The following is a 15,851-nucleotide window of genomic DNA, read 5'->3' as shown; positions in this document are numbered from 1 at the left end:
GCTCCTCCTCGTCCCGGGCGGCCCGGTGCCGCCCTTCACCCTTCACACGAACGGCGGACGCCGGTTTCGACACGCCGGGCGCGGGAGAATCCGGCCGGGATCCGGGTATGCCGGGCCGTGCGCGGCGGCCGGGTGATCGTGGTGGGGGCGGGGTTCTCCGGCCTGGCCTGCGCGCTCGCCCTGGACGCGGCCGGCGTCGAGGTGTCGGTGCTGGAGGCCCGGGACCGGGTGGGCGGGCGGACGCTGAGCCGGCCGCTGCCCGGCGGCGGCTGGCTCGACCTGGGCGCGCAGTGGATCGGCCCCACCCAGGACCGGATGTACGCGCTGGTCGCCGCGTACGGCCTGGAGACGTTCCCGTCGCCCGCGCGGGGCGCGTCGACGCTGCGGCTGGCCGGGCGGTCGGCGGCCGGGGAGCCGGCCGGGCTGACCGGGCTGCTCGGCCGGCTCGACGCGCTGGCCGACGGGCTGGACCCGGCCGCGCCGTGGCGCGCGGACGGCGCGGCGGAGTGGGACCGGACCACGCTCGGCGGTTGGCTCGCCGCCACCGTGCCCGATCCGGTCACCGCCCGCTACGCCGGACGGTTGCTGGCCGGCGGCCTGCTGGCCGCCTCGCCGGACGAGGTGTCGCTGTTGCAGTTGCTGTTCTACCTGCGCAGCGGCGGGGGGACCGGGTCGTTGCTGGGCATGGCCGGCGGCGCGCAGCAGGACCGGATCGTCGGCGGCCCGGCCGCGCTGGCCGAGCGGATGGCCGCCGCGCTGCCGTCGGGGTCGGTGCGGTTGGCCGCCCCGGTCGACGCGATCGTCCAGGACGCCTGCGGCGTGCGGGTCCGGGCCGGGGACGAGGCGCACCGCGCCGACGCGGCGGTGGTGGCGTTGGCGCCGGCGCTGGCCGGCCGGATCCGGTACGACCCGCCGCTGCCGGCGCTGCGCGACGGGTTGACCCAGCGGATGCCGATGGGCTCGGCGTTCAAGGTGCACGCGCTCTACCCGGAGCCGTTCTGGGGGGCCGACGGCCGCTCCGGCGTGGCCACCACGGACACCGGCCCGCTCACCGAGACGGTGGACAACTCGCTGCCCGGCCTCGCGGGCGGCGTGCTCACCGCGTTCAGCTACGGCGCGCAGGCCCGGGCGCTGCGCCGGCTGTCGGCCGGGCAGCGCCGGGACGCGCTGTGTGACGCGCTGGCCGCGCTGTTCGGGCCCGCCGCCGCCCGCCCCGACGACCTGGTGGAGTACGACTGGTCGGCCGACCCGTGGACGCGGGGCTGCTTCTGCGGCATCCTGCCGCCCGGCTCGTGGTGCGACTACGGCCCGCAGCTGCGGCCACCGGTGGGCCGGCTGCACTGGGCCGGCACGGAGACCGCGACCCGGTGGAGCGGTTACCTGGAGGGCGCGGTGACGGCCGGCGAGCGTGCCGCCGCCGAGGTGCTCGCCGGGCTCTGAACACCCCCGGTTCAGAGAAAATCTTCGATGCCTCTATTGAAAAGTTTCTCCGCCCTGTGACCTAATGTTGACAGTTCCTTTCGTCATACTCCCGCCGCCCGCGAGGCGGCAACCCCCAGGGAGGAAAGATGCACCGTCCGATGCGATCGGCGCTGCGCGCGGCCGGAGCCGCGCTGCTGGCCACCGCCACCGTCGTCGCCGCGGCCCTGCTCGGCGCGGCCCCCGCCCACGCCGCCCCGGCCGGACTGCCCGGCATGGACGTCTCCAGCTACCAGGGCAACGTGAACTGGTCCGGCGCCTGGGCCAACGGGGCCCGGTTCGCCTACGTGAAGGCGACCGAGGGCACCTACTACACCAACCCGTACTTCGCCCAGCAGTACAACGGCTCCTACAACGTCGGGATGATCCGCGGGTCGTACCACTTCGCCCGGCCGGACACCACGAGCGGCGCGACCCAGGCCAACTACTTCGTCGACCACGGGGGCGGCTGGTCCAAGGACGGCCGGACGCTGCCCGGCGCGCTGGACATCGAGTACAACCCCTACGGCGCCACCTGCTACGGGCTGAGCCAGGCGTCCATGCGCAGCTGGATCGCCTCGTTCGTCAACCAGTACTACGCCCGCACGGGCCGGTGGGCCACCATCTACACCACCACCGACTGGTGGAGCACCTGCACCGGCAACACGTCGCAGTTCGCCGCCAACAACCCACTGTGGATCGCCCGCTACTCCAGCAGCGTCGGCACGCTGCCGGCCGGCTGGGGCACGTACTCGTTCTGGCAGTGGGCCTCCTCCGGCACCTTCCCCGGTGACCAGAACGTCTGGAACGGCACCCTGGACCGCCTCCGGGTGCTGGCCTGCAACGGACCCTGCTGACCCACGCCGGCGGGGCGGGCCGCACCGGTCCGCCCCGCCGTCCGTACCCGACGAGGAGGTCCCGATGTCCGTTCCCCTCCCCCGGCGGGCCGTGCTGCGCGGCGCGGTCCTGCTCGGCGCCGCCGCCGGCGCCGGCGCGCTGACCCAGGCCGGTCCCGGCCGCGACGCGCGGGCCGCCGCCGCGCGCGTCGACCAACCGACCATCGCCAACTGCGCGACCTGGAGCGCCCGCCCGCCCGCGTCGCCGGTGAGCGTGGTGCAGAGCCGACCCAACAAGATCATCGTCCACCACACCGCGTTCCCGAACACCACCGACTACAGCCTCGCCCAGGCGTACCGGAACTCCCGCGACATCCAGAACCTGCACATGGACACCAACGGCTGGCTCGACTCCGGCCAGCACTTCACCAACAGCCGGGGCGGCCACCTGACCGAGGGACGCCACGGCAGCCTCTACGCCCTGCTGCACGGGCAGACCATGGTGCAGGGCGCGCACTGCGTCGGGCAGAACAGCCAGGCCATCGGCATCGAGAACGACGGCATCTACCTGGACGTGCAGCCGCCGCAGGCGCTCTGGGACAGCCTGGTCGCGTTCTGCGCGTTCACCTGCCAGCAGTACGGCATCGCGCCCACCGAGATCTACGGGCACAAGGACTTCAACAGCACCCAGTGCCCCGGCCTGCTGCACGACCGGCTGCCGGAGCTGCGCCGCACCGTCGCCGCCCGGCTCGGCGGCTGAACCCGGCGTACGTGGGGCGCCCGGGTGCGACGGGCGCCCCACGTTATCCGTCACCTCTCGCTTATATAAGCTCGTCCTGATATAAAGAGGTCGTGCACGCCTTCGACGTCCTCGGCGATCCGGTCCGCCGCCGCATCCTGGAGCTGCTCGCCGCCGGCGAGCAGCCGGCCGGGGCGCTCGGCGAGACCGTGCGGCGCGAGTTCGGCATCAGCCAGCCCGCCGTCTCGCAGCACCTCAAGGTGCTGCGCGAGCACGGGTTCACCACCGTGCGCGCCGTGGGCACCCGCCGGCTCTACGCGGTCGATCCCGCCCCGCTGCGGGAGATCGACGCGTGGCTGGCCGGCTTCCGCCGGTTCTGGGCGCCGCCGCTGGCCGCGCTCGCCACCGAGCTGGCCCGGGGCCGCCGTGAACGCCGGCTGCGCGAGGACGAACCCGACGACGAGAGGACCAACCCATGATTGACGTGACCGGGCAGATCAGCGCCGTCGAGCGCCGGATCGGCGACCGTACGCTCCCCGCCGGGAAGGCGCGGGTGCTCACCATCAGCCAGACGTACGACGCGTCCGTGGAAGACGTCTTCGACGCCTGCACCAACCCGGAGCGTATCCCCCGCTGGTTCCTGCCGGTCTCCGGCGACCTGAGCCTCGGCGGCCGGTACCAGCTGGAGGGCAACGCCGCCGGCACCGTCGAGCGCTGCGACCCGCCGCACGGGTTCGCCGCCACCTGGGAGTTCGGCGGGGAGGTCAGCTGGATCGAGGTGCGCCTGCGCGAGGCCGGGCCGGGGCGTACCCGCTTCGAGCTGGAACACGTCGCCCACGTCGAAGACCAGCGGTGGGCCGAGTACGGCCCGGGAGCGGTCGGCATCGGCTGGGACCTGGCCCTGGTCGGCCTGGCCTCACACTTCGCCCCCGACGGCGTCGGCGTGGACCCGGCTGCGGCGGCCGACTGGATGGCCTCGGACGAGGGACGCCGGTTCGTGATCGCGGCCGGCGAACGGTGGACGGCGGCCAGCGTCGCCGCCGGCACCCCGGCAGACCAGGCACACGCCGCGGGCGAGCGGGTCACCGCGTTCTACACCGGCGCCCCCACCCCCTGACCATCCCCACCCTCGCCGATCTTGCAGTTTCGGCTCCCAGGATGTCCGGTTGGCGGAGCTTGCCAGGTCCCAAACTGCAAGATCGGCGGGATGTCGGTGGGGTGGGGCAGACTGCCGGGCATGCCGATCCGTTCCGTCACCGACCTGATCGCCACGCTCGACACCGGAGAGACGGTCAGATATCTGCACTTCTGGGGGCACCGGCCGCAGCGCGACGGCAGCGTCGGCGCCGGCTGCCTGAGCCAGTGGTGGCCGGCGGCGTTCACGGTGGACGGTCGAAAGTACGCCACTGCCGAGCACTGGATGATGTGGCACAAGGCCACGCTCTTCGGCGACCACGAGATCGCCGGGCGGGTGCTGACGGCCACGCACCCGCACCGGGCCAAGGCGCTCGGCCGGCAGGTCCGGGACTTCGACGAGGCCACCTGGACGGCCCGCCGCTACGACATCGTGGTGGCCGGCAGCGTGGCCAAGTTCGGGCAGCACGAGGAGCTGCGGCGGTTCCTGCTCGGCACGGGCAGCCGGGTGCTGGTGGAGGCCAGCCCGACGGACCGCATCTGGGGCATCGGCCTGGCCGCCGACGACCCGCGCGCGGGTGACCCGGCCACCTGGCGGGGTGCCAACCTGCTCGGCTTCGCCCTGATGGAGGCGCGCGACGCGCTCGCGCGCCCGAGCAGCCGAGCGCCCGACCGGCCGGCCGGGTAACGTGCTGCGGCGTGACCGCGTACTCGCACTGTTCGTTCTGCGGCGCGGCCTACCCGGCCGACGCCGGCTGGCCGCGTGTCTGTTCGACCTGCGGCGAGACGGTGTGGCGCAACCCGCTGCCGGTCGCGGTGGCGGTGCTGCCGGTCCGCACCCCCGACGGGCTCGGCGTGGTGGTCGTACGCCGGGACATCGAGCCGGCGCGCGGGCAGCTCGCCCTCCCCGGCGGCTTCGTCGAGTACGGCGAGGAGTGGTCCGAGGCGCTGGTCCGCGAGCTGCGTGAGGAGACCGGGCTGCTCGCCGAGGCCGACGAGGCGCGGCTGTTCGCGGTGCACGGCGCCCCGGCCGGCGGCACCATGATGGTCTTCGGCGTGCTGCCCGAGCGGCCGGTGGGCGACCTGCCGCCGTCGGCGCCCACCGAGGAGGCGACCGAGTGGCTGGTGCTCACCGAGCCGGTCGAGCTGGCCTTCTCCACGCACACCCGGGTGCTGGCCGACTTCCTCGCCGGGCAACGCCCGGACTGACGGGTCAGACCCGGGCCGGCACCGGCTGCGGGGAGAACGGCACGGCCGCCGGCGCGTCGGCGGTCGGATCGCCGGCCGGGTGCCGCCACAGCCCCCGGCGGCGCAGGATCGGCAGCACGCCCTCCCCGAACCAGTACGCCTCCTCCAGGTGCGGGTGGCCGGAGAGGATGAACTCGTCCAGCCCGAGCGCGTGGTACTCGGCGATCCGGTCGGCGACCTCGGTGTGGCTGCCCACCAGGGCGGTGCCCGCGCCGCCGCGGACCAGCCCGAAGCCGGCCCACAGGTTGGGCGAGACCTCCAGGCCGTCGCGGGAGCCGCCGTGCAGGTCCAGCATCCGCCGCTGCCCCTCGGACTCGCTGCGCCGCAGCCCCTCCTGCACCGCCCGCACGTCGGCCTCGGGGATGCCGTCGAGCAGCTTGCGGGCCTGCGCCCACGCCTCCTCGGCGGTGTCCCGGCTGATCACGTGCAGCCGGATGCCGTAGCGCAGCTCACGGCCGGCCTCGGCGGCCAGGCCGCGGACCCGGTCCAGCTTGCCGGCCACCTGTGCGGGCGGCTCGCCCCAGGTCAGGTAGACGTCGCTGTGCCGCACCGCCACCGGCAGGGCCGCGGCGGACGACCCGCCGAAGTAGACCGGCGGCACCGGGTCCGGCACCCGGGTCAGCCGGGCGCCCTCGACCCGCACGTGCGCGCCGTCGTGGTCGACCGTCTCGCCGCGCCACAGCGACCGCACCACGTGCAGGAACTCGTCGGTACGCGCGTAGCGGGCGTCCTTGTCCAGGAAGTCGCCGTACGCCCGCTGCTCGGCGGACTCGCCCCCGGTGACCACGTTGAGCAGCAACCGGCCGCCGGACAGGCGCTGGAAGGTGGAGGCCATCTGCGCGGCGAGGGTGGGTGAGAGCAGCCCCGGGCGGAACGCCACGAGGAACTTCAACCGCTCGGTCACCTCGGTGAGCATGGCGGTGCTCAGCCAGGCGTCCTCGCACCAGGCGCCGGTGGGGGTGAGCGCGCCGGCGAAGCCGAGCTGTTCGGCGGTGCGGGCGATCTGCCCCAGATAGGCGACGCTGGCCGGGCGGGCGCCGCCGGCGGTCCCGATCGGCACGCCGTGCCCGCCGCCCACGATGTCCCGGCTGTCGCCGTAGGTCGGCAGGAACCAGTGGAAGGTGAGCGACATGGGCGGCCTCCGGCGCGGGTCGGTCGGGCCGTCTCCTGAGGGGTGGGACGACCGCGCCGACAGACTACCCATAAAACCTATCGGGTTGGTAGGTTGCTGACGCCCGCCGATGGCCGGGCCCATCCCCTCCCCGAGGAGTCGTCATGCGTACCCCGTCGAGACCCCGCCGCCGCCTGGGCGCGCTGCTCACCACCCTGGCGCTGGTCGCCGCCACGGCGCTGACGGCCTGCGGCGGCGAGGCGGCCGACGCCCGCGGCGACGACGCGCCACTGCGGATCGGTTACCAACGCTTCGGCGGCCTCAGCCTGGTCAAGGCGCGCGGCGACGCGAAGAACGTGACCTGGTCGCTGTTCGAGAGCGGGCCGGCGCTCACCGAGGCGCTCAAGGCCGGCTCGATCGACATCGGCCAGACCGGCGAGGCGCCGCCGGTCTTCGCCGCCGCCGGAAAGATCCCCTTCTCCGTGGTCGGCACCTCCCAGCCCATCCCCCAGGGCGAGGCGGTGCTGGTCAAGGCGGGCAGTCGGTACCGGAGCTTCGCCGACCTGCGTGGGCGGACGGTGGCCCTGAACAAGGGCTCCAACGTGCACTGGCTGCTGGTGAAGCTGCTGGAGGCGAACAAGATGACGCTCGCCGACATCAACGTCAAGTACCTCAAGCCGGCCGAGGGACGACCCGCGTTCGACAACGGGCAGGTCGACGCGTGGATCATCTGGGACCCCTACTTCGCGCTCGCCGAGCGACCCGACGTTCGGGTGCTCGCCGACGCCACCGGCCTGGCCGGCAACCGCGAGTACGTGCTGGCCGCGCCGGAGGCGGTGAAGAACCGCACCGACGACGTCCGCGCCTTCCTGGACACCTACCGGCGGACCACCGACTGGGGCATCGCCCACCCGACCGAACGGGCCGCCGTGCTCGCCCCGGAACTGAAGATCCCGCTCGACGTGACCACCCGGGCCCTGGCCCGCAGCGCCAAGCCGCTCGCCCCGGTCACCCCGGAGATCGGCGCCGAGTTGCAGGCCATCGCGGACAGCTTCGTCGACCTGAAGCTGGTGCCCGGGCCGGTCGACATCGCCGGGCGGGTGGACGGCCGGTTCAACGAGGCGTTCCGGTGAGCGGCCCGGCGCTCGCCGAGGCGTCCGCCCCGGTCGTACCGGATCAGGTGACGCCGCGGCGGCCCCGGACCCGGGCCGTCCGGCGGTGGCGGCGGGTGCTCAGCCCGGTCGTGCTGGTGGTGGCCTGGGAGGCCGCCGCGCGGTCGGGCCTGCTCTCCCCGGAGAAGCTGCCCGCGCCGAGCGCGGTGCTCGCCACCGGGTGGCGGCTCGCCGCCGACGGCACGCTCGGCGTGCACCTGCTCGACTCGCTCACCCGCGCCGCGCTCGGCCTGCTGGTCGGCGGTGGGCTGGCGCTGGTGCTCGGCGCGGCGGCCGGGCTGCTGCGCCTCGGCGACGACCTGGTCGACCCGCCGGTGCAGATGGCCCGGATGCTGCCGCACCTGGGCCTGGTCCCGCTGCTCATCATCTGGGTCGGCATCGGTGAGTCGCTGAAGGTCACGCTGGTCGCGCTCGGCGCGTTCTTCCCGATCTACTTCAACACCTACGCCGGGATCCGGGACATCGACGAGCGGCTGGTGGAGGCGGCCCGCACGTGCGGCCTCGGCCCGGCCGCCCGGCTGCGGCACGTGGTGCTGCCCGGCGCGCTGCCCGCCCTGTTCCTCGGGCTGCGGCTGGCCATCGGCGCGGCCTGGCTCAGCCTGGTCGTCGGCGAGCAGGTCAACGCCCAGACCGGCGTCGGTTTCCTGATGATGGAGGCCCGCGAGTTCAGCCAGACCGACGTGGTGGTGCTCGGCCTGCTCATCTACGCGCTGCTGGGTCTGGCCTCCGACCTCGCCCTCCGGTACGCCGAGAGGAGGACGCTGACGTGGCGACGCGGGCTGCGGGCGACGTGATGCCGCCGGTGCTCACCGCGCGCGCGGTGACCCGGGCCTTCGGCCCCGCCGTGGTGCTGGCCGGGGTCGACCTGACCATCGCCGCCGGGGAGACGGTCGCGTTGCTGGGTGGCAGCGGCTCCGGCAAGAGCACGCTGCTGCGGGTGCTCGCCGGGCTCGACGACGACGCCGGCGGCACGCACCGGGTGCACGGCACCGCCGCCGTGGTGTTCCAGGAGCACCGCCTGCTGCCCTGGAAACGTGTGGCCGACAACGTCGCACTCGGGCTCACCGGGCCGGACGTCGCCGGGCGGGTGAGCCGCGCGCTGGCCGAGGTCGGGCTCGCCGACCGGGACCGGGCCTGGCCGGCCGAGCTCTCCGGCGGGCAGGCGCAGCGGGTCGCGGTGGCCCGCGCGCTGGTCCGCGAACCGGACCTGCTGCTGCTCGACGAGCCGTTCGGCGCGCTGGACGCGCTGACCCGACTGCGCATGCAGGGGCTGCTGCGCCGGCTGCGCGCCCAGCACGGCTTCGCCGCGCTGCTGGTCACCCACGACGTGGAGGAGGCGCTGCTGCTCGCCGACCGCGTCCTGCTGCTCGACGACGGCGTCATCGCCGAGGAGATCCCGGTCCACCTCGGCCCCGCCCCGAGCCCCGACGACCCGGCCCTCGGCGCGCTGCGCCGCCACCTGCTCGACCGCCTCGGCGTACCCACCGCATGACCGTTACGGAGACCCGATGACCCGCTGGACCCCCGACCCGACGTTCTACCCCTCTCCGACGCTGGCGGCCGCCGCGCCGGCCGAGAAGCTCGCGTACGTCGCCGCGTTCGACCGCTCCGGGCAGCGTCCCGACGCCATCGCGGTGCTCGACACCGACCCGGACTCCGGCTCGTACGGCCGGGTGGTGGGCTGGACCGAGCTGCCGCACACCGGCGACGAGCTGCACCACTTCGGCTGGAACGCGTGCAGCAGCGCGCTCTGCCCGACCGCGCCGCACCCGCACGTGGAGCGCCGCTACCTGATCGTGCCGGGCCTGCGCTCGTCCCGGATCCACGTGCTGGACACCAAGCCGGACCCGCGCCGCCCCGAGCTGGTCAAGGTGATCGAGGCGGAGGAACTCGGCAAGCGAACCGGCTACTCCCGCCCGCACACCGTGCACTGCGGGCCGGACGGCATCTACGTCTCCGCGTTGGGCGGCGCGGACGGGCAGGAGGGGCCGGGCGGCATCGCGGTGCTCGACCACACCACGTTCGAGGTACGCGGCGCGTGGGAGGCCGACCGGGGGCCGCAGTTCCTGGCATACGACTTCTGGTGGCACTACACGCAGGACGTGCTGGTCACCAGCGAGTGGGGCACGCCGTCGATGATCGAGGACGGCATCGTCGGGGAACTGCTGCTGGGCCGCCGGTACGGGCACGCGATCCACTTCTGGGACCTGGCCAAGCGCCGGCACGTGCAGCGCGTCGACCTCGGCGACCAGTACCAGATGCCGCTGGAGCTGCGCCCCGCGCACGACCCGACCAAGTCGTACGGCTTCGTCGGCGTGGTGATCAGCGTCGAGGACCTGTCCGCCTCGATCTGGCTGTGGCACCGCGACGGCGACGCCTGGGCGGTGACCAAGGTGATCGACATCCCGGCCGAGCCGGCCGACGCGGCCGACCTGCCGGACCTGCTCAAGCCGTTCGGGGCGGTGCCGCCGCTGGTCACCGACATCGACCTGTCGGTGGACGACCGGTTCCTGCACGTCTCCTGCTGGGGCACCGGCGAGCTGATCCGCTACGACGTCAGCGACCCGTTCCACCCGGTACGCGTCGGATCGGTGCGCCTGGGTGGCATCGTCAACCGCACGCCGCACCCGGCGTTCCCGGACGAGCCGCTGGCCGGCGGGCCGCAGATGGTGGAGATCAGCCGCGACGGCCGCCGCGTCTACGTCAGCAACTCGCTCTACGGCGCCTGGGACGACCAGTTCTATCCCGACGGGGTGGGCGCCTGGGTGGCGAAGCTCGACGTCGACCCGGAGAACGGCGGACTGGTGCCCGACCCGCGGTTCTTCCCGCGCGGGGAGGAGTTCCGCGGCCTGCGCGTGCACCAGACCCGGTTGCAGGGCGGCGACGCCTCGTCCGACTCGTACTGCTTCCCGTGACCGGCGCGACCTGGGCGGCGCTGGCCGGTCTCGGCGCGTTCCACGGCCTGAACCCGGCGATGGGATGGCTGTTCGCGGTCGCCCGGGGCCTTCAGGAGCGGCGCCGGGCCGCGCTGCTCGCGGCCCTGCCACCGATCGCGGCCGGGCACCTGGCGTCGGTGGCGGTGGTCGCCGCGCTGGTCAGCGCCACCCGCTCGGTGACGGCCGGCACGGCGGTCGCGGTGACCGGCGGAGTGCTGCTGGTCGGGTTCGGGATGTGGCGGCTGCTGTCGGACCGGCACTTCCGGTGGGCCGGCATGCGGCTGTCGGCCGCCCAGCTCACCGCCTGGTCGTTCCTGATGTCCGCCGCGCACGGCGCCGGCCTGATGCTGCTGCCGGTGCTGCTGGCGGAGCCGGCGGTCGGCGCGGGCCCGCACGCCGGGCACCTGTCCGCCGCGCCGGCCGGCGCGCTGACCGGGCTGGCCGCCGCGGCCGTGCACACCGGCGCCATGCTCGGCGTCGCGCTCGCCGTCGCGCTGCTGGTGTACGAGGTGCTCGGCGTCGGCGTGCTGCGCCGCGCCTGGTTCAACGTCGACCGGCTCTGGGCGGGTGTGCTGGTGGCGGCCGGCGTGGTGACGCTGATCGGCGCGACCTGAGCCGACACCTGGGCTGGATCGACGCAAAGTCCTACTGATTGAATAGGAAAGGCAGCGTCGCCCAGCCCGGAGGTCACCCGTGAGCCGTTCCCCGTCACCCGCCGAAGCCGTCCACGACGCCGAACGGAGCCGGCAGTGGCTCGCCGGGCAGGCGCACGGCGCGGGCGTCGACCGCGCGCGGCTGCTGGAGCTGGGTGCCGCCATGGCCGCGGTGACCGCCGCCGCCGCGGAGCGCGAGCCGGTCGCGGTGGCGCCGGCCCCGGTCGGCGTCGACCCGGGTACGCCGATCGCCAAGCCGCTGCCGGCGGCGCTGCTGCGCCCGCTGGACACCAACGCCGAGATGCGCTGGTCGGCGATGGCCGGCCAGGGGTACGTGGTGCCCAACGACCGCTTCTTCGTCCGCAACCACACCGTCACCCCCCACCTCGACCCGACGACCTGGCGGCTGCGCCTGTTCGGCGACGGCCTGCGCGGCGCGCCCACCCGCGACGCCCCGGTCGAGTTCGGCCTCGACGACCTGCGCCGGCTGCCCGCCGAGGAGCGCCCCGCGCTGCTGGAGTGCGCCGGCAACGGGCGGCGGTTCTTCGCCGAGCAGCAGGACCAACCGACCCCCGGCGTGGCCTGGGGGCTGGGCGGCGTCGGCGTGGCCCGCTGGCGCGGCGTGCGGCTGGGCACGGTGCTGCGCCTGGCCGGGCTGCGCGACGAGGCGGTCGACGTGATGCCCGAGGGCCTCGATCCGCACTACGTGACCGGCGGGGTCGACCTCGGACCGGTGCGCCGCCCGCTGCCGGTGGCCAAGGCCCTCGACGACGTGCTGCTGGCGTACGAGATGAACGGTGAGCCGCTGCCGGCCGACCACGGTTTCCCGGTGCGGGTGGTGGTGCCCGGCTGGATCGGCATCTCCTCGATCAAGTGGGTGGGACCGGTCGAGGTTTCCACCACTCCCCTGTTCTCACCGTGGAACACCCAGTTCTACCGGCTGTTCGGCCCCGGGCACCCGGCCGACGGCACGGTGCTCGGCGCGCAGCCGGTGAAGAGCGCGTTCGAGCTGGCGTGGGACGCCCGCGTCCCGGCCGGCGAGGACGTGCTGCTGCACGGCCGGTCCTGGTCCGGCAACGGCCCGATCGAGCGCGTCGAGGTGGACACCGGCGACGGGTGGCGACCGGCCGACCTGGTCGCGACCGACCGGGGCGGCCCCTGGCAGCGCTGGACCGCGCGCTGGCGTCCACCGGCTGCCGGCCGGCACGTGCTGCGCGCCCGCGCCACCGACCGCACCGGCGCCGGTCAGCCCGACCGGGCCGCCCCGAACGACCTCGCGTACCTGTTCGACGCCGTGGTGGCGCACCCGGTCACGGCATGCTGACCGTCAGGTAGCCGGGCGGCACGGTGTCGGTGAGCCACACCCCGTTCGCGGAGCGGTAGAACAGGTAGCCGTGCGCGGCCATGGTTGCGGCGTCGACCGCGAGCACGGCCACCGCGCCGCCCCGGCGCGCGCCGACCCGCCGGGCCGTCGCCACGTCCGGCGACAGGTGTACGTGGTGCCGGCGCCCCCGGCGCAGCCCCTCGGCCCGGATGGCGGGCAGCACGTCCTCGGCGGTGCCGTGGAAGAGTCGGCCCGGCGGCGTCGCCGGGGTCAGGCCGAGGTCGACCGGGACGGAGTGCCCCTGGTTGGCCCGGATACGGTCGGCGCCGTCCGGGCCGGCCTCGACGGCGAAACGCTGCTTGTCGTTTCCGGCCACCACGGCGTCGAGGTCGGCGCGGCTGATCCGCAGCGCGGCGAGCAGGTCGGCGACCGGCGTCCAGCCGGCCCGGTCGAGCGTCAGCTGGAACCGGTCGGGGCGGTGGCGCAGCGCCAGCGACATGCGTTTGCTCACCCGGACCAGGTCACGATGTTCCATCCGGACAGTGTGGGCGCCCGGCCCGGCCGCGTCGACCGGGTTCATCCGGCGACGGGCCGACCAGCGCGCCCAGCCGGGGGCGGGCTCGGTGGTCGACGTTCCGCTCAGCGGGTGGCGGCCGACGTCGGGGCGACCATCAGGCCGGCGGCGTCCACCACCTCGAAGTCGCCGCCGCGCAGGCGGTCCAGCGCGTGCAGGGCGTCGTTGTCCCAGCGCGGGTCCGGGGCTCCGGAGATGTACCAGGCGGAGCCGTGGTCGGCCACGATCAGTCCGTGGCGACGCATCGCCTCGGCCACGATCCGGGCCTGCCGGGGCAACCCGGACAGGTCGACCGAACGCTTGAGCCGCAGCCGCTGGCCGAGCTGCGGCAGCGCCGGGTCGGTGGCCGACGAGGCGGAGTGGCTGGCCGGCCACGTCCAGCCGGTGCGGGTACGCGGCACGGTCACCCGGATCGCGTGGTCGATCCGACCGGCCGCCACCTCGTCGTAGCGCACCAGCCCGGCCAGCACGGACAGCCCGGCCGCGTCGGCGGAGGTCCAGCCGGCCCGGCGCATCCGGTTGGACCGCAGGTCGAACACCGCGCCCGAGCCGGCCCGCCACCCGGCCCCGGAGCGGTGCGCGTCGAACAGCTCGTACGCCCGGCAGGCGCCGCGGTCCCAGACGATCACGTGCCGGTCGCCGGTGCCGGACGGGCCGCCCTCCACCTTCGCGTCGGGCGGGATCGGGTACGGCCCGCTGTCGCTCTCGTCGGCGTACCCGAACGTGACCGGCACCCGCCGTTGCCCGGCCGGGACGACGGTGACCGGGATGCCGATCGGCGCGCCCTCCCACGTCCCGGAGCCGAAGTCGGCGTGCACGGCGGCGTCGGCGCCGATAGCGCCGACCATTGCGGCCGACCGGGCGTGCACCGGCAGCCGGGTCACGTCGGCGTGCCAGACGTTGTCGGCCGGGAAGACCGCGCACGGCCCGGCCGACGCGCTCGGCCGGGCCCCGATCCCGGTACGCGCGGCCGGTGACGGCGCCACCGACGTCGTGCCAGCGGTACCGGGCGCGATGGTGGCGCCGCCTCTCGCCGCGCCCGGTGCGCCGGCGCCGGATGCGTCGGTGCTGGACGAGTTGCTGCCGGATGCGCTGGTGCCGGGTCCCGACGCGTCGGGATCGGCGCCGGAGGTGGAGCACCCGGCGGTGAGCAGGGCCAGCACGGCGACGACAGCGGCGCGGCGAGGGCGGAGGCGGAGCATTCCGGCGATCCTGCCCCAGCCCGCTCTCCCCAGCAACCACCCACCCCTTCACCGCCCCCGCTCGACACCGCGCCGTTCAACCACGCACCGGCCGACTCCGCTCCCGCATTCCAGGAACCGCCTCCCACCACACAGGAATCGCGAAGATCTTGGTAGGAAAGGGCCCCTATGGGGGCCGTTCGCTACCAAGATCTACGCGCGGAGGCGGAGACGTCAGCGCGCGCGGGTTGTGCGGGGACCGGTGATGGGGTGGGGCGCTGGCGAAGGGCTGGTCCTCGGCCAGCGGAGCGACCGGGTGGGACGGGCCGATGAGCGGCCAGGCTGCGGCACCCTCCGCGTAGGCAGCGCTGGGGGCCGTCAGGCGGCGGCGCGCTCCGGCATCGGGCGGCGACGTCGGGACGGGTCGGTCAGCGCGGGCGGGGACCAGACGCCGTCGGGCTGGTAGAGGTTCACCCCGGGCGGGACGATCTCGTCGATCCGGTCGAGCACCGTGTCGTCGAGCGTCAGCGCCGCCCCCGCGAGCAGCGCGTCCAGCTGGTCCATGGTGCGCGGCCCGATGATGGTCGAGGTGACCGCGGGGTGCGCCGCGGTGAACGCCACGGCGAGCTGCGGCAGCGTGCAGCCCACCTCGTCGGCGAGCGCGACGAGGTGCTCGACGGCGGCGTACTTGGCGGCGTTGCCGGGCAGCGCCGGGTCGAACCGGGCCGGGGTCCGCGCCGGGCGGCCCGAGGTGAGGTCCACCGGCTGGCCCTGTCGGTACCGGCCGGACAGGAAGCCGGAGGCCAGTGGGCTCCACACCAGCACGCCCATCCGGTGGCGGAGGCACACCGGCAGCACCGACGCCTCGATCCCCCGGGCCAGGATCGAGTACGGCGGCTGCTCGGTGCGGAACCGGCCGAGCGCGCGCCGTTCGGCGACGTGCTGCGCCTCGACGATCTCCTCCGCCGGGAACGTCGAGCAGCCGAACGCCCGGATCTTGCCGGCCCGGACCAGGTCGCTGAGCGCGGCGAGCGTCTCCTCGACGTCGGTGGTGTGATCGGGTCGGTGCACCTGGTAGAGGTCGATCCAGTCGGTGCCCAGCCGGCGCAGGCTGTCCTCGACGGCGCGGACGATCCACCGGCGTGAGTTGCCGCCCCGGTTGGGTCCCTCGCCCATCGGGAAGTGCACCTTCGTGGCGAGCACCACGTCGTCGCGCCGGCCCCGCAGGGCCTTGCCGACGATCACCTCCGACTCGCCCGCCGAGTACATGTCGGCGGTGTCCACCATGTTGACGCCGCGGTCGAGCGCGGCGTGCACGATGCGGGCGCAGTCGTCGTGGTCGGGGTTGCCGACGGCGCCGAACATCATCGTGCCGAGGCAGTGGACGCTGACCTCGATGCCGGTGCCGCCGAGGACGCGATAGCGCATGTGGACTCCATGGTGGGTGACGCCGCGCTGACCGGGCGGCGGCCGGTCCGGTCACCG

General features: G+C 74.7%; 16 protein-coding genes and 1 pseudogene. 13 read left to right on the top strand and 4 right to left on the bottom strand.

Going from position 1 to position 15,851, the window contains the following annotated elements:
- Nucleotides 1–12: 12 nt before the first annotated feature.
- The 7 genes and pseudogenes from GA0070622_RS16180 to GA0070622_RS16150 form a co-directional block, all read left to right on the top strand.
- A pseudogene (locus tag GA0070622_RS16180) lies at nt 13–1,440 on the top strand (flavin monoamine oxidase family protein); the annotation flags it as partial.
- Nucleotides 1,441–1,568: 128 nt separating this feature from the next.
- Nucleotides 1,569–2,315, top strand: coding sequence for a lysozyme (locus tag GA0070622_RS16175; protein ID WP_091574062.1), 747 nt, complete (start codon nt 1,569–1,571; stop codon nt 2,313–2,315).
- 64 nt (nt 2,316–2,379) lie between these two features.
- The gene (locus tag GA0070622_RS16170; RefSeq protein ID WP_091574061.1) at nt 2,380–3,054 is read left to right on the top strand and encodes a peptidoglycan recognition protein family protein; all 675 of its coding nucleotides are present in this window, start codon (nt 2,380–2,382) and stop codon (nt 3,052–3,054) included.
- A 92-nt stretch (nt 3,055–3,146) separates the two neighbouring features.
- Nucleotides 3,147–3,512 (top strand): ArsR/SmtB family transcription factor, encoded by a 366-nt coding sequence (locus tag GA0070622_RS16165; protein WP_091574060.1) that lies wholly within the window; start codon nt 3,147–3,149, stop codon nt 3,510–3,512.
- Complete coding sequence (locus GA0070622_RS16160) at nt 3,509–4,150, top strand: SRPBCC family protein (protein WP_091574059.1); 642 nt, start codon at nt 3,509–3,511, stop codon at nt 4,148–4,150. Before GA0070622_RS16165 ends, GA0070622_RS16160 begins: the two co-directional genes overlap by 4 nt.
- 120 nt (nt 4,151–4,270) lie before the next feature.
- A complete protein-coding gene (locus GA0070622_RS16155) occupies nt 4,271–4,855 on the top strand; it encodes a riboflavin biosynthesis intermediates N-glycosidase (RefSeq protein WP_245666344.1) in 585 nt (194 codons plus the stop codon).
- 11 nt (nt 4,856–4,866) lie between these two features.
- Complete coding sequence (locus GA0070622_RS16150) at nt 4,867–5,376, top strand: NUDIX domain-containing protein (RefSeq protein ID WP_091574057.1); 510 nt, start codon at nt 4,867–4,869, stop codon at nt 5,374–5,376.
- A 4-nt stretch (nt 5,377–5,380) separates the two neighbouring features.
- Here GA0070622_RS16150 and GA0070622_RS16145 read toward each other — a convergent pair whose 3' ends face one another.
- On the bottom strand, nt 5,381–6,547 hold the full coding sequence (locus GA0070622_RS16145) for an LLM class flavin-dependent oxidoreductase (RefSeq protein WP_091574056.1): 1,167 nt from the start codon (nt 6,545–6,547) through the stop codon (nt 5,381–5,383).
- Between the two features lie 143 nt (nt 6,548–6,690).
- On the opposite strand from GA0070622_RS16145, the gene GA0070622_RS16140 reads away from it, so the two are divergent.
- The 6 genes from GA0070622_RS16140 to GA0070622_RS16115 all read left to right on the top strand — a co-directional run bounded on the left by GA0070622_RS16140 (nt 6,691) and on the right by GA0070622_RS16115 (nt 12,611).
- Complete coding sequence (locus GA0070622_RS16140) at nt 6,691–7,659, top strand: sulfonate ABC transporter substrate-binding protein (RefSeq protein WP_091574055.1); 969 nt, start codon at nt 6,691–6,693, stop codon at nt 7,657–7,659.
- Entirely contained in the window at nt 7,656–8,492 is an 837-nt protein-coding gene (locus GA0070622_RS16135) for an ABC transporter permease (RefSeq protein WP_091574054.1), read from the top strand. The genes GA0070622_RS16140 and GA0070622_RS16135 overlap by 4 nt, the downstream gene beginning before the upstream one ends.
- On the top strand, nt 8,465–9,190 hold the full coding sequence (locus GA0070622_RS16130) for an ABC transporter ATP-binding protein (protein ID WP_091574053.1): 726 nt from the start codon (nt 8,465–8,467) through the stop codon (nt 9,188–9,190). The genes GA0070622_RS16135 and GA0070622_RS16130 overlap by 28 nt, the downstream gene beginning before the upstream one ends.
- Before the next feature lie 16 nt (nt 9,191–9,206).
- Nucleotides 9,207–10,613 (top strand): selenium-binding family protein, encoded by a 1,407-nt coding sequence (locus tag GA0070622_RS16125; protein ID WP_091574052.1) that lies wholly within the window; start codon nt 9,207–9,209, stop codon nt 10,611–10,613.
- On the top strand, nt 10,610–11,248 hold the full coding sequence (locus GA0070622_RS16120; RefSeq protein WP_091574051.1) for a hypothetical protein: 639 nt from the start codon (nt 10,610–10,612) through the stop codon (nt 11,246–11,248). The genes GA0070622_RS16125 and GA0070622_RS16120 overlap by 4 nt, the downstream gene beginning before the upstream one ends.
- Nucleotides 11,249–11,327: 79 nt before the next feature.
- Nucleotides 11,328–12,611, top strand: a complete 1,284-nt coding sequence (locus tag GA0070622_RS16115; RefSeq protein WP_091574050.1) for a sulfite oxidase — start codon at nt 11,328–11,330, stop codon at nt 12,609–12,611.
- On the opposite strand, the gene GA0070622_RS16110 is transcribed toward GA0070622_RS16115, so the two are convergent.
- The 3 genes from GA0070622_RS16110 to GA0070622_RS16100 form a co-directional block, all read right to left on the bottom strand.
- Complete coding sequence (locus tag GA0070622_RS16110) at nt 12,598–13,146, bottom strand: RNA 2'-phosphotransferase (protein ID WP_091577504.1); 549 nt, start codon at nt 13,144–13,146, stop codon at nt 12,598–12,600. The genes GA0070622_RS16115 and GA0070622_RS16110 overlap by 14 nt on opposite strands.
- A 104-nt stretch (nt 13,147–13,250) precedes the next feature.
- Nucleotides 13,251–14,387, bottom strand: coding sequence for a hypothetical protein (locus GA0070622_RS16105; RefSeq protein ID WP_091574049.1), 1,137 nt, complete (start codon nt 14,385–14,387; stop codon nt 13,251–13,253).
- Between the two features lie 357 nt (nt 14,388–14,744).
- Entirely contained in the window at nt 14,745–15,794 is a 1,050-nt protein-coding gene (locus GA0070622_RS16100; RefSeq protein ID WP_091574048.1) for an aldo/keto reductase, read from the bottom strand.
- Nucleotides 15,795–15,851: the final 57 nt, after the last annotated feature.

The organism is Micromonospora sediminicola, assembly GCF_900089585.1.
In the GTDB taxonomy this organism is placed as follows: domain Bacteria; phylum Actinomycetota; class Actinomycetes; order Mycobacteriales; family Micromonosporaceae; genus Micromonospora; species Micromonospora sediminicola.
Note: the sequence above shows the minus strand (reverse complement) of the source record. Positions and strands in the feature narration are given on the sequence as shown.

Coding starts and splice junctions, on each gene's coding strand:
- GA0070622_RS16145 (WP_091574056.1), bottom strand. CDS start 6,547: ATGTCGCTCACCTTCCACTGGTTCCTGCCGACCTACGGCGACAGCCGG.
- GA0070622_RS16175 (WP_091574062.1), top strand. CDS start 1,569: ATGCACCGTCCGATGCGATCGGCGCTGCGCGCGGCCGGAGCCGCGCTG.
- GA0070622_RS16170 (WP_091574061.1), top strand. CDS start 2,380: ATGTCCGTTCCCCTCCCCCGGCGGGCCGTGCTGCGCGGCGCGGTCCTG.
- GA0070622_RS16140 (WP_091574055.1), top strand. CDS start 6,691: ATGCGTACCCCGTCGAGACCCCGCCGCCGCCTGGGCGCGCTGCTCACC.
- GA0070622_RS16160 (WP_091574059.1), top strand. CDS start 3,509: ATGATTGACGTGACCGGGCAGATCAGCGCCGTCGAGCGCCGGATCGGC.
- GA0070622_RS16125 (WP_091574052.1), top strand. CDS start 9,207: ATGACCCGCTGGACCCCCGACCCGACGTTCTACCCCTCTCCGACGCTG.
- GA0070622_RS16105 (WP_091574049.1), bottom strand. CDS start 14,387: ATGCTCCGCCTCCGCCCTCGCCGCGCCGCTGTCGTCGCCGTGCTGGCC.
- GA0070622_RS16155 (WP_245666344.1), top strand. CDS start 4,271: ATGCCGATCCGTTCCGTCACCGACCTGATCGCCACGCTCGACACCGGA.
- GA0070622_RS16100 (WP_091574048.1), bottom strand. CDS start 15,794: ATGCGCTATCGCGTCCTCGGCGGCACCGGCATCGAGGTCAGCGTCCAC.
- GA0070622_RS16110 (WP_091577504.1), bottom strand. CDS start 13,146: ATGGAACATCGTGACCTGGTCCGGGTGAGCAAACGCATGTCGCTGGCG.